The organism is Liquorilactobacillus capillatus DSM 19910 (assembly GCF_001434915.1).
GTDB lineage: Bacteria > Bacillota > Bacilli > Lactobacillales > Lactobacillaceae > Liquorilactobacillus > Liquorilactobacillus capillatus.
On record NZ_AZEF01000011.1, the window covers coordinates 12348 to 26565 of the forward strand.

Genomic DNA, 14218 nt, shown 5'->3' on the forward strand with positions numbered 1-14218 from the left:
ATTTTCTTAACCACAGTTAAATCTATGTCTCTTACTAACCTACCCCAACTTCACTTTTAACAACATCAACTATCTCCATTACATAGTTATGAACAAGTTCAGGTGTGGCAGCTTCTGCCATTACTCTAAGTAGGTTTTCTGTTCCACTAGGTCTTACCAGTACACGACCTTCACCAGCCATTTTTTCTTCAACTTCAGTAATTTTACTTTTTATCAGTTGATTGTTCAATGCCGCCTTCTTATCAACTACGTGTACATTTACTAATTCTTGCGGATAGGTAGTAACTTCTGCAGCTAATTCAGAAAGTTTCTTACCCGTTTGTTTTAAGACGTTCAGTAATTGAATAGCTGTTAACATACCATCACCAGTCGTATTATAATCCGAAAAGATAATATGACCAGACTGCTCTCCACCAAGATTATAGCCGTTTTTTCTCATTTCTTGTGCTACATAACGGTCTCCTACCTGTGTTTTTACAGAACTAAGCCCATTAGCACCCATTGCTTTATAAAGCCCAAGGTTACTCATTACTGTAGTCACGATAGTTTCTTTCTTTAAACGGCCTGTATCACTCATATACTTACCACAAATGTACATGATCTTGTCACCGTCAATAATATTGCCTAACTCATCCACAGCAATACAGCGATCACCATCACCGTCAAAAGCTACCCCACCTTGGGCACCTGTCTTAGTAACAAATTTTGCTAGATTATCAGGATGAGTAGATACTACTCCATTGTTTATGTTAAGCCCATTTGAGCTTACTGCGGTTGTTTCAAGTTCAACACCAAGCTCTAAAAATAATGATTTAATTAATTCACTAGTTGATCCATTAGCACCGTCAACCGCAATATGTAATCCTGTTAAATCATTCGGAATCGTTTTCTCTAAAAATTGAATATATCTTTGGACGCCTTCATTAAAATTCTTAGCTGTTCCCAAGCCTTCTGCAGCTGGACGTGGTAAAGAATCAGTTTTCTTATCTAATAAGACTTCAATTTCTTCTTCTTGTTCATCAGATAATTTATACCCATCTCCGCCAAAGAACTTAATTCCATTATCTTGAACTGGATTATGGGATGCTGAAATCATGATACCTGCGTTAGCTCCTTCAGTTCTTACAAGATAAGCAACACCTGGAGTTGTCATAATCCCCAACTTTAAAACTTCAATCCCAACTGACAGCAATCCAGCAACTAAGGCATTTCCCAACATTTCACCAGAAATCCGTGTATCTCGAGCTACAATAACCTTAGGTCTCATACTCTTATTCTCAGCATGCTTTGTTAAAACATAACCACCGGCTCTCCCAAGTTTAAAAGCTAATTCAGGACTAAGCGTTTTATTTGCAACACCACGAACACCATCGGTACCAAAATATTTCATTTTTGTACTCCTTCAAAAAACTCTTCACCAAGTTAACCATAGATAACTAATATCTCTATATGCAAATACAATATTAGTTATAGATTATTATCAATTTCTTTTATAAACTTCTGCAGAGCATCTTCCCATTGTGGAAACTTAAAACCAGTTTCCTTAGCTAAATGCATCACTGAGTAATGTGGTCTAAATGCTGCAGTTGGATATTGATCAGATGAAACCGGAAGGACCTCAACGTCCTTATCCTTTAGTATCTCTTTAGCAAATTCATACCATGAACATTGACCATCATTGCTACATTGGTAAATACCATATTTGATTTTATTGTCAATTAAATAAGTTAAAAATTCTGCTAAGGTACGTGTCCAAGTTGGTCGCCCTATCTGATCAGACACAACAGTCAATTTATCATGACTTTTTGCCAGATTTAGCATAGTGTAGACAAAGTTATGCCCCCATTGTCCATAAACCCATGCTGTCCGAACAATATAATACTTATCACAATACTTCTGTACAGCTTCTTCACCTAATAATTTAGTACGTCCATATTCATTACGTGGACCTTTAGGATCATTAGGCATATATTCGCCACTTGTTCTTGTTCCGTCAAAGACATAATCAGTACTTACATAAACTAACAAAGTATCATATTTCTGACAAGTTCGAGCAATAATCTCTGTTCCAACAGCATTGATTAGTTCATCTGCAGCTTTACCTTCACCTTCAGCTTTGTCAACTGCCGTATAAGCTGCACAATGATATACTATCTCTGGCTGATGTTCAGCAAAATAACTAGCTACTTGTTTTTCATTGGTAATATCTAACTCTTTAACATCAGCTGCTTCGTATGCAACATTCCGTTCATCTAACAAATGTTGCAATTCTTGCCCTAATTGACCATTCCCACCTGTAATTAAAATTTTCACTTAGTATTCCCCCAAACTAATTTAATGCTGCCTTTTTTTTCAAAGGACGCCACCAATCTTCATTATGCAGATACCACTGAACTGTTTCCTTAATTCCAACATCAAATGTATAGTTCGGTTTCCAACCAAGTTCTCTTTCAATCTTGGCTGGGTCAATTGCGTAACGTCGATCATGCCCTAAGCGATCTTTAACATATTCAATTGAATCTTCAGTTAAACCCAATTTTTCAACAATTAAGTGAACAATTTCATTATTAGTTCGCTCATTATGTCCACCAACATTATAGATTTCGCCCTTAGTACCTTTATGCAAAACTAAGTCAATTGCTTGGCAATGATCTGACACATGCAACCAGTCTCGAATGTTTTTACCATCACCATAAATTGGTAACTTTTTGCCATCCATCCCATTAGATGTCATTAATGGAATAAGTTTTTCTGGAAATTGATAAGGGCCATAATTATTCGAACACCGCGTAATATTAACATTTAAACCATAAGTTTCATAATACGCACGAACTAGCAAGTCTGCTGAAGCTTTACTAGCAGAATATGGCGAATTAGGTGCTAAAGGTGTTGTTTCTTTAAAGTATCCTGCTGCACCCAAAGTCCCGTATACTTCATCAGTTGAAACCTGTAAATATTTATGAACACTTAACTTCTTAGCAGCATCTAGTAACGCCAAAGTCCCCTGTACATTAGTCTCAACAAAGACTTCTGGGTGTAAAATAGACCGATCAACATGGCTTTCTGCAGCAAAATTAACGATTGTATCAATTTGATGTTCTTGGATAAGGTGCTTTAATAATTCACGATTTGTTATATTCCCCTGCACAAATGTATAGTTATCATTGTTAGCAATATCGTCTAAGTTGTGGATATTTCCCGCATAAGTTAGCAAATCTAAATTAACTATTTTATAGTCCGGGTATTTTTTAAGCATGTAATGGATAAAGTTGCTTCCAATAAATCCTGCTCCACCAGTAACTAATAAATTCATGCTATTTACCCTCCCCATAGACAAAATTCAGCTTTGCATCTTTAAGTCTTGGATGCTTTGTATCTTTGTCAGATAGAATTAAATGCTCCAAAGGCATTGGCCATTCAATCCCAATATCAGGATCATCATACGCTATACCGCCATCTGCTTCAGGTGCATAATAACCATCGACTTTATAAGCTACATTAACATTTGGAGTTAAAGTCACAAAACCATGAGCAAAGCCCTTGGGAACTAATAACTGTCGATGATTATATTCACTAAGAATATATCCTTCCCACTTGCTGTAGGTTGGAGAACCTTTGCGGATGTCCACGAGTACGTCATAAATAACACCAGTAACTGCCCTTAACAATTTGGTTTGAGCATATGGCGCAAGTTGGTAATGCATTCCACGTAAGACACCGGGTTCAACAGAAAGAGATTGGTTATCTTGCGTAAATTCAACATTAATCCCTGCATTCTGAAACTTATTTTGTGTATATGTTTCTGTAAAAAAGCCACGATGATCCCCAAAAACATCTGTTTCTACTAGTTTTACATCTTGTAAATTTGTATCAATAATTTTCAACTTTACCACTCCTTATTTAGTTTTGGTTTATTAGTCTTATTAAGTATTGACCATAATCATTTTTTTTCATTGGTTGTGCTAATTCAAATAGTCGTTCTTTATCAATGTAACCCATCCGATACGCAATCTCTTCTAAACAGGCAACCTTTAAGTTCTCACGTTTTTGAATCGTTGAAATAAAACTAGCTGCATCAAGCATCGATTCATGTGTTCCCGTATCAAGCCATGCATATCCGCGACCCATCAGTTTAACGTTAAGCTCACCGTTATGTAGATAAATTTTATTGAGATCTGTGATCTCAAGCTCACCGCGCTCAGAAGGTTTAAGGTCAGCTGCGTAATTAACAACCTTATTATCATAGAAATATAAACCTGTAACCGCATAATTACTTTTAGGCTTCTTAGGCTTTTCTTCAAGTGAAACTGCCTGCATATTTGAATCAAATTCGACAACCCCGAAGCGTTCTGGGTCATTCACATGGTATCCAAAAACCGTTGCCCCCGCAGTTAGCTTAACTGCATCCTGCAGCATATTAGCCATACCACTGCCGTAATAAATATTATCTCCCAAAATTAAACATACCGGATCATTTCCAATAAATTCACGTCCAACTATGAAAGCTTCAGCTAAACCATTAGGTCTTTCCTGTACTGCATAGCTTAAATTAATTCCGAAGTCAGAACCATCACCTAACAATTGGCTAAACATAGGTGTGTATTCTGGTGTTGAAATAACCAATATATCTTGTATTCCCGCTAACATTAATGTAGATAATGGATAATAAATCATTGGTTTGTCGTAAACTGGAATCAATTGTTTTGAAATACCACGCGTGATTGGATATAACCGTGTACCACTGCCACCTGCTAACACAATTCCTTTCATTACACCCCACCTCAATATGAATCTAATTTAGTGTAGATACGTAAAAAACATACTATTATTTTCTTCTTTGTTTAATAATTAATTTTATAATTATACTTCTAAAGTCTAATCTAGCAGAAAATATTGCCATAAATATTATAATTATAATCAAACCTATAATAATTATGTTTAACAAAAAATTAAACATACTAGTTACTATTAACCAACGATTTAGCATAATTATTGGAATTACAGTAATAAAAAAACTAAAATAAAACCATATCGTATTTTTAATGTACCACCAAGCACTAGATTTAAAGCCATACTTAAAGACTATATATGGTTCAAACCACAAATTAATACATGCCGAAGAAAATATCGTACCTAGAAGTACACCATCTATTTGTAATTTAAAAATAACTAGTAATAAAGTCGAGATTACAATATTTAAAAAGGCTTCGCACATTGCTTTCCATCGTTGTTGCCAAAAAAGACCATACGCCGAGATAAAGGTCCGAACGGTTCCTTGGTACATTAAAATAACTAAGTATAATGACATAAAAAAAGAGGTATGTATAGGTAAAACATATTTTTTACCTAACCATATAAAAATAAAATTATTTATAAAAGCAAATACTAGAACTCCCGCTAAATAACTAATAGCTGCATTAAGAATCCAGTACATTTTAAATGCCCTATATGATTTTCCATTCGTACTATCTGCAATTAAATTACCTATACTGGGAATTACAGCATTAGTAGCCTGTTGTAGAATACTTTTTACTGAATTAGTTATTAATGTATAGTTAGAATACAACCCAACTGATGCTAACCCAACAAAAGCAGACAACATAATGTTATCAGAACCAAGAACAATTATAGTACCTACTTGAGAAGAAACGTTACCTACTACGTTCTTTTTCAAATTTTGAATTACATCTTTTGATAATTTTTTTACTTTTTTTTCTTTTAAAAAAGGGTACTGTCGATTAACAACAAACGTAATACTAATATTTGAAACTATTGTAGTAGTAATTTGAATTATTAAATAATAAGTATAGCTGTGAAAAAAAACTAAAAGTATAATTTGTAAGGCTACTGATATACAATAAAAAAGTAAGTCGTTTACAACTGTTATGTAATTCTTCTGGTCTGCATTTAACATAGACCGCTTATACGTAAAAAAATAACTTACAACTGAATTAAATAAAAATAACAAATAATATATGTATACTTTCCCGCTAATAGAATTTTCTTTTATAAACAGAGGTAACATTGGAACTAATAATATTCCTAAAAAACCAATAATAATACCAATAGCGTTATAAACATTTTTATATAACCTCATTAATGATTTAATTTCCTCTTTATCATTAAGTACTATCGGTTTATATAGCTCGTACACGATAGAAGTGCCAATTCCCAATTCAGCTAGAGAAAAAAAGCTAAGAATATTTGTAAATAAACCATTTAACCCTAGAATCTCAACTCCTAATAAATTAATAAAAATAGAACGTGTAACAAATCCCAATAGTGTCCTTATAGAGTACGCCCCCACGGAAACTGAAGAATTAACTAAAGAGTTTCTCACTAGATTTCTCAATTAAATAATTTACTCCTTTTTTAACCTTTTAAGTACAACTTAAATAATTCAAAATATAATCTACTACTAATCAAAAAACGACAAATAGTTTGCTGCTCTCTAATCCATGATTTTAGCACATATATGTCCATATTTTTTTTGTGATTACAAATATAATACGCTATTGAATACCAACTTTGACGGTATAACCAGTAGTTTCGATACATATAGTTGTACGGCAATAAATCCGAAATATATTTTTTTTCTTTAATATTTTCAATAATAAATTCGATTGAAATTGTTTTAGTTATATTATTATCATGGTGTCGGTAATTACCCATAATAGTTTGATCTATAAAAGCATCTCCTTCTAAAAGAGATCTTAAATATATCACTGTATCGTTTAACATGTACACATCTAAAATACCACTTTTAATTAAAGAAGACCTACGAAAAACCGTAGTAAATGTAGATGTTGGCTTATTGTATTTAAATCCAAAACTTTTAATAAACTTCTTTCTCGAAATATTACCATCATACTCAAGTCGTTTTGGCTTTAAAATTTTTTGTTCTTTTTCAAAAAAATCATTTACTGAAAAACTAATAAACGCTAATGTTTGATTGACTTTTAACCGTCTTACGGCCTTTTTAAGAAAGTCATCCCTAATATAATAATCATCATCATCCATAAATACTATAAAACTTCCTCTAGAAACACTTAAACCAAATCTTCGACAAAACCCTGGACCTAAATTCTCCTTGTTTTTATAATAACGAATTTTATCACCATATTTCTCAACTAGTTTTAACTCTATTTTACTTGATGGTTCATCATCAACAATAATAACTTCTACATTAGAAAAGGATTGTAATAAAATAGACTCTATCGCCTTCTCCAAGTACTTTAATCTATGATACGTTGGAATAACGAAAGAAACTTCTATGGACATACTATCTCTCCTTCACTTCATTAATTAATTAATTAATTTATCTACATAAATAAACTGTTTCTTTGCGGCTAACTCATATTTTCTTAGTTTAGATATTGGCATTGTATTCGCTAATCTAAAAATCTGTTCATACTCTTTCGAATTTAAATTAGTTAATTTTATAGACATCTGTTTAGGATAAAGATCTTTAATAACATTTATTGTCTTATCACTGTATGGGACAACTATTTGATTTATCTGACATTTCCAACCAATTATCATTGAATGAAATCTACTACTAACTAAATACTTTGACGAAGCTATTATGCCAATTTTTTTTTCAATATTATCATTATCATAAACAGATATGTGTTTTATACTACTATGTTTTAGTTTAGATAGAATTAAACTTATTACTTCATTATCTTTCTCTTCATTACAAAAAGAAATCAAATTTACTTTTAACTTTTTTTTCAAAGAATACTCAATAAGATTAACTAACCAACCTACATATGCTGAATTATATTTATCGAGACTTTTAAAATTTGATCGTCTGTCGTACTTTAGATTGACGGGTACAATAGACACTGAGTTAGTTTTTATATTTTTTTTATTTAAAGGATAGTTAAACACTACATCAGGAGCATAACTTACATTCTTCAGCTTTTTAAAAAGCTCATACGACTGTTTATCCCGAAACACAACTCCCTCAATCTTTGAAAAAAATTCTGTATAAGCCTCATAATACTTTTTATTTCTATATGGTCCAAAATTACTACCAATTATGAAGTAATGTTTGGATAGCCTCATATTAATTTTTCGTTCCTTGGATAATTCACAATTTTTTTCAATTTGTTGGAATATTGACCCTCCAATCTCAATAATTGCTTTATAGTGAGTGGGATAACCAAGAAATACATTACTACTTACCTTGTTTCTTATAAATCTTAATATCCTATTGAAAATGTTTTTATAAATAATATGTATATTTTTTAAATCTACGAAAGAATTTGCAAATTCTTTTTCAATATATATTTCAAATATCTCATTAGGATAATTTTTTACTAGAGTTCTTACAAAAAGATCGTCTCCTACATTTCCTTTAAAATATGCACTAATATATATTTTACGTTTATTATTAGAGACTATTTCAACCACAAATATTTTTCTCCTTTCAAAACTTACTCACAAGAAATTAACATACTTATTCAGCGTACCTTCAAGCGATTACCTCTAATTTTTTTAAGTAATATTAACAGTATCATCCCGAATAAGTTATTGTCTTTTATAATTTTAAATGCTAAAACTTTGTAAAAATGTTTAAAATTCGGGGTATAGCCTCTGTACTCGTTATAATATATGGAATTTCTAATTCTGTGTATCTCTTTCTTCTTAGATATTAAATCTAATTCACTATTTATTACTGACATTATACAAACATAATATGATTTAGAGATCATTTTATTTGACAAATCTATCAAACTATCATCATTATGATTCCACTTCAGGGCGTACTTCATTCTTAACTTGTTGACATATTCTATATTATGAAGTTCCATTCTGTTATAGTAACTAGTTACACTGGTCTTGTTTTCTCTATAATAGTAGAGTATATCACTTATATACATAACGCTATTGCTATTATCTACTATTTTCAAGCTTTCCATAAAATCCTCATATGTCGATATGCTTCTTTCATTTTTGCTTTCTTGAATCTTACTAAATAGCTTTCTGTTTATACATTTACTCGACAACGAATTTAACTTTTCTGTACCTAATATTAATTGATAAATGTACTGCATACTACTACCTTGAAAATAGGTACTTGTTTCAAAACCATATGAATACATCGGAACATTAAGTTTCTCTGATTTCGATAAATTGAATAATAATAAATCGACTTTTTTGAGTTTAAGACTATTTTTAAGTACATTTAAAGCATTTAAACTTAGCTTATCATCTGAGTCCAAAAATACAATATACTTTCCTCTAGATATTTCTATTCCTTTCCTTCTTGTTTCAACTACTCCCTCATTAGCTTTATTTTTCAAAATAAACTTTTGAGAATATTTTTTTTGGAATATACGACAAATTTCCAAGCTATTATCGGTGGAGCCATCATTTACTAGAATACACTCAAAATCTTGGAATGTTTGATTTACTACTGACCTTAAACACTCACTTAAAAACCTATCCTGATTATAAATTGGTATTATTATTGAAAAAAATGGAGTGGTTTTTACTTTATTATTCACAAATCATCGTACCTTTCCACAATATTAAGTAATTGAATACTCTAAACTTAGCGTTTAACTTCAGCTAATTTTTTTATTTTATTTTAAATTTAAAATAAATATTTTGTAATATATATATATAAAAATAAGTGTTAATATCCCAGTAATATTGAAAAGTAACTGAGTGGTTATACTATAATATGCCATAGTATATGGAAAGAAACAAAAAGATAATAAAATTAATTGACCATTTCTTTTTACAGAAGATGCCGTTTTTATCAAAAAAGAATTTATTAATAAACTACCAATAAAGTATACAAAGAAAATATATATAATCATACCTAAGAGTCCGAAGTTTAATACATATTCAAAAATAGTGGCTACATTTCCTCCATAGTTTAAATTTCCTAAATAAACGAAATTTGGTAACTCAATATTATTACTAAAAAGTGGTATTCCCCTTTCAGAGTAAACCATATCCAACTTTAAATTAAGTACTTGTAATGGACTCCCAATATAATAAGAAATATATGTTAAAATAGACTGAGTTTGTGATAATTCTACATTGCTTGTTTTTATTATACTTCTCACTGAATAAGCAATCACAATAATAATTAATACAGAAGGTACTATAATCTTCAAAACTGAAAATAAAGCTTTTTTTAACTTAGTACTTTCCCAAGTTATCTTTTCAAAATACAATATACAATAATCGAATAATCCAGCTGAAAATAATCGTAATATTTCCGTACGAGATGCTGAAAAAATAGTTATTATAATAGCAGAAAAAATTATTATTATGGAAGGAATATTTTTGGTGATTTTTTGTTTTAATATTAAACAATTATTGACTAAGTAAAATATAGTTACATAAGAAATTGCCGTAACAATTTTAAAACCTTGGCGTATCAGAGGGTTCATAGAAGCTGTATCATCGTTACCCATGCTTGCCGATTTTGTGTATGCAAAAGCATTTATAGTTGATCCTCCATTTAGTACCCCTACTTTATATGCTTCCAAACCGTATAAACAAGTTAAAAATAACACGATCATCATTACTATAACTTCAAAACTTTTACTAACTTTAATAAGCTTCAAATTATTAGTATCATTTTTATATATTTTTTTACCTGGATTTAAATTAAATTTTGTTGATATAAAACATGCAATAGTCATCGTCACCATTCCAGTAGTAACGACAAACATAGTCATAGCTGATACCTGCATTTCCCATATATCCGCACTAAACCAGGCAAAAAAGTTACCTATAAGAATCATTATTGAAGAAATAACAGCTGGTATTATTATGTTTCCACGAAAAATAATTAAGTTAACTATAACTATAAACAACTCTATAGCTAACAAAAAATAGTAATTTACCATATGGTCCTCCTAAAATACTAATAATGATTTATAAGAATAGAAAACTTAAATAATAACGTTGCCAATAATGTAGGTCTTTTAAACCTAATATCAAAAAGTATAGAAATTTTATTTTTTGAATTTTTTCTATAATTAATTAGTTTATTTAAAAAGTTCTTTTGTGACTTTGTTAGTAATGAACTATATCCATTTGACAAGTCTTGTGCTGGATTCATGTAAGCAGAATCAGTTGTAAATATTTTTTTTAATCTATCTACTCTTCCTAAAAGAATGTTACCATCTCTCGACGAATTTGTTTTATATCTAATATGATAAAACTTTGGCTTACTGCAAAAATAAATATCACCAAAAAGATATCCTAAAAGTCCGACCCAATAATCATGTGTTATCCTAGTATCTCTGGGCACATATAACCTAACTATCCTCATAAGTTCTTTATTCCAAATCATTCCACATCCTTGAAAATATTCAGTAGCTATAGCCATTTTGAAAGAGCTTGGTTTTGGTTTTCTTTTTTCTTGTTGTAATCTTTTTTTTAAATTTTCATCTACACTAATTGCACCTACATGTGCTAATTTTGGTCCTTTATCTTTATGATTCTCTATTAATTTTATACAAGAAATTACTTTATCGTCCATCCATAAATCATCTTGATCTGAAAAACCATAATAATCATATTCTTGTGCACTCTGAATTAAATAAAAAAAACTTTTTCTATAACCTATATTTGCGTCTTTAATGATTTCTATTTTATTTCTATATTTTTTCCGTAAATCAAATAATACATCCAATGTATTATCTGATGATCCATCATCTCTTACTAATATGTGAGCATCTACTTCCCTTTGAGCAATAATACTTTCTACTTGTCTTTTTACTACACTCTGTCCATTAAACGTTGAAAGCAATATTAAAATTCTTTTCATAGTTACCATCCTTTTGAAACTATAAACTACTCAAAAAATTATCTAAGTATTCTTCTGAGTTAAATTCACTTTCTATTTTCTGTAATCCTTTATTTACGATATTGTCTAAAAATATACTATCTCTAGTAATTCTAATATACGCTTCTGAAAGAAGTTTTGGTAACTTCTCATAATTATTTTCAACTATAATCCCGCAATCGGAAACGTATTCTGGTATTCCTCCAACATCAGTCGTTATAACTGGGGTCCCACAGGCTATAGATTCTAACATAGTTAATCCTGCTGGCTCCTCCCATACTGATGGAAGAATTGAGACATCTGCAATATTATACATATACACCAAATCATTATTCGGAATATAACCTGTAAAAAAAATTTTTTTTCTAGAATTATTATTAATATCATCTGCTATTTCTTTTAAACTGTAATAATAACTATCTTTTAAATCCGAATCATAAATCAGACTACCTATAATTAGAACAACAATATCTTCATTTTCTGGAAAAAGCTTTACTGCCTCTAACAGTCTGTCAACACCCTTTTCTGGAGAGAGTCTTCCTGCGTATACAACAACTTTACAATTCTCTTTAATATCATATTTATCACGAACTAGTTCTAATTTAGAACTAGTTTTTTTAATTTGCCTAAATACTTTAGTATCTACACAATTATAGCAAGTTGTTATTTTCTTTTTTGAAATAGGACCAATGACGCTATTACTTTTTGCTACTTGTTCACCTACATAATTACTAACACATATAATTTTTTTTGCTTCTTGGATGATTTTCTTACATTTTCCATTTATACGTGGAACATTATGTAGATGAACATAGTATTTTTCTGAATATTTAGTTTTCAAATTTCGAAATACATTACAGAAAATCATGTTATTTTCAATAATTACTGCATCAAAGTTTCTTTTTCTTAAATCAATATGTACTTTAAAAAGCATATACAACATTGAAAAAACTGACCTATATGAGATACTTTTTTTATTTTTAAAAAATTTGCTTACAATAAAGAATAATATTTTATCAAATAATTTTATAACATTTGGAACCTCTGTCCAATAAAACTTAGTGTTATTATACTTTTTAGCTGTATTAAAGGCCTTTTTTTCAAAAAACGTGAAGATTGAGAGTTCAGCTTTTTTTTCACGCTCATTATTCTTCACTAATTGTTCTACTAATTGACTTACCGCTCCTCCTTTGCTGGCTGGTACTGGATAGCCTCCATTAGAATCAGGTACTATAATAGCTATATTCATTTAAATATTACTCCTATCCACTTACTTTTAAAAAGTAAAATTCAAAGTATCTTCTAGTTCTTTATAAACGGGTTATAAAAAATATATATTTTAATATATATCTGTAATAATTTATCTTTTTAATTAACAATACTCACAATTTATATTGTTTTAAATACTTCTCAAAATATTGCTTTTATCTTTAAAATCAAAGGTCTAACATAAGCCTGCAAACACCCAAAAATAATTATAGCTATTTTCCTAGGCATCTTTTGGAAAATCACTTTCAAAAAGTTCTTTTTATTGCTCATATTCACATTGATTTTCACATAAATATTTTCATCTTTTAAGTACTCTAGCCACTCTTCTTTATATGGATGTATGCTTTCTTTCACCCAAGGTCTATTATTTAAGAAGGTGCTTGTAAAGTGAATTATCGAAGGATTGTCAATAGCCTTATTTATATCAGTCTGAGAATAAAAACCGATAGGTTTTCTATAACAAAGTAGTTCTTTATACTTCAATTCGAAGTAAGATGTTATTACATTAAATTTAGGTTCTAGGATTTTAAAATTTCCCTGCGCTAATTCATTTAAAATTCCTTGATCAGCCTGGATAAAACTTTTTTTATTCATTATTATTTTTTCTATTTTTTTATCATAGTTTTTCTTTTTCCAACAATTAATATCAATTAAAAGAACTCCATCATTAAACATGTTAGAATCTCTTTTCAATTTAAACAAGCTTTTATAAGCTGGCCCCCATGGATCTATTGTACCAGCTAAAGCATAACCATTCATATCAGCATAAAACATCTTTTCAACATCATTGTTCGTTATCAACGTATCACAATCAAGATACAAAACTCTTTTTATATTAGGTAAGTCCGCAAAAATTTCAGTAACATACAACCTGTAATACTGACATTTTGATCCTCTGTCTGGAATCAATCGTTCAGATATTTTTGGAGATTTTAAAATTTTAATTTTTATCCTATTATTTTCTAAATTTTCCAACCATTCTTTTGTTTCTTTGTTAATATTATCAAAAACTATGAAGATATTTAAATTAATGGTTGTATGTCTAATTAAAGAAAGTACCGAAACAATTAATTGTGCTTCAAATCCGCTATTTAATGTATATAAAACATTCAATTAATTTCTCTCCTT

General features: G+C 30.0%; 13 protein-coding genes. All 13 read right to left on the reverse strand.

The window, feature by feature from the left end; genetic code table 11:
- Positions 1 to 34: 34 nt before the first annotated feature.
- The gene (gene glmM / locus FC81_RS02670; RefSeq protein WP_057742774.1) at positions 35 to 1390 is read right to left on the reverse strand and encodes a phosphoglucosamine mutase; all 1356 of its coding nucleotides are present in this window, start codon (positions 1388 to 1390) and stop codon (positions 35 to 37) included.
- A gap of 77 nt (positions 1391 to 1467) precedes the next feature.
- Positions 1468 to 2313 carry a dTDP-4-dehydrorhamnose reductase gene (gene rfbD, locus FC81_RS02675; protein ID WP_057742776.1) on the reverse strand — a complete coding sequence of 282 codons (846 nt, stop codon included), beginning with the start codon at positions 2311 to 2313 and terminating at the stop codon, positions 1468 to 1470.
- A 16-nt stretch (positions 2314 to 2329) separates the two neighbouring features.
- Positions 2330 to 3313: a dTDP-glucose 4,6-dehydratase gene (gene rfbB, locus FC81_RS02680; protein WP_057742778.1), complete on the reverse strand. Its 984-nt coding sequence runs from the start codon at positions 3311 to 3313 to the stop codon at positions 2330 to 2332.
- A 1-nt stretch (position 3314) separates the two neighbouring features.
- The gene (rfbC, locus tag FC81_RS02685; RefSeq protein ID WP_420806339.1) at positions 3315 to 3893 is read right to left on the reverse strand and encodes a dTDP-4-dehydrorhamnose 3,5-epimerase; all 579 of its coding nucleotides are present in this window, start codon (positions 3891 to 3893) and stop codon (positions 3315 to 3317) included.
- Between the two features lie 7 nt (positions 3894 to 3900).
- The gene (gene rfbA / locus FC81_RS02690; protein ID WP_057742781.1) at positions 3901 to 4770 is read right to left on the reverse strand and encodes a glucose-1-phosphate thymidylyltransferase RfbA; all 870 of its coding nucleotides are present in this window, start codon (positions 4768 to 4770) and stop codon (positions 3901 to 3903) included.
- 55 nt (positions 4771 to 4825) lie between these two features.
- Complete coding sequence (locus FC81_RS02695; protein ID WP_268871903.1) at positions 4826 to 6340, reverse strand: lipopolysaccharide biosynthesis protein; 1515 nt, start codon at positions 6338 to 6340, stop codon at positions 4826 to 4828.
- A gap of 32 nt (positions 6341 to 6372) precedes the next feature.
- The gene (locus FC81_RS02700) at positions 6373 to 7281 is read right to left on the reverse strand and encodes a glycosyltransferase family 2 protein (RefSeq protein ID WP_057742784.1); all 909 of its coding nucleotides are present in this window, start codon (positions 7279 to 7281) and stop codon (positions 6373 to 6375) included.
- A gap of 24 nt (positions 7282 to 7305) precedes the next feature.
- On the reverse strand, positions 7306 to 8418 hold the full coding sequence (locus tag FC81_RS02705) for a polysaccharide pyruvyl transferase family protein (protein WP_057742785.1): 1113 nt from the start codon (positions 8416 to 8418) through the stop codon (positions 7306 to 7308).
- Positions 8419 to 8468: 50 nt separating this feature from the next.
- A complete protein-coding gene (locus FC81_RS02710) occupies positions 8469 to 9515 on the reverse strand; it encodes a glycosyltransferase family 2 protein (protein ID WP_057742787.1) in 1047 nt (348 codons plus the stop codon).
- Positions 9516 to 9593: 78 nt separating this feature from the next.
- A complete protein-coding gene (locus FC81_RS02715; protein ID WP_057742788.1) occupies positions 9594 to 10877 on the reverse strand; it encodes an oligosaccharide repeat unit polymerase in 1284 nt (427 codons plus the stop codon).
- A gap of 17 nt (positions 10878 to 10894) precedes the next feature.
- Complete coding sequence (locus FC81_RS02720; protein ID WP_057742789.1) at positions 10895 to 11803, reverse strand: glycosyltransferase; 909 nt, start codon at positions 11801 to 11803, stop codon at positions 10895 to 10897.
- Between the two features lie 19 nt (positions 11804 to 11822).
- Positions 11823 to 13070 carry a glycosyltransferase family 4 protein gene (locus tag FC81_RS02725; RefSeq protein ID WP_057742791.1) on the reverse strand — a complete coding sequence of 416 codons (1248 nt, stop codon included), beginning with the start codon at positions 13068 to 13070 and terminating at the stop codon, positions 11823 to 11825.
- 161 nt (positions 13071 to 13231) lie between these two features.
- Positions 13232 to 14203 carry a glycosyltransferase family 8 protein gene (locus FC81_RS02730; protein WP_057742792.1) on the reverse strand — a complete coding sequence of 324 codons (972 nt, stop codon included), beginning with the start codon at positions 14201 to 14203 and terminating at the stop codon, positions 13232 to 13234.
- Positions 14204 to 14218 lie beyond the last annotated feature (15 nt).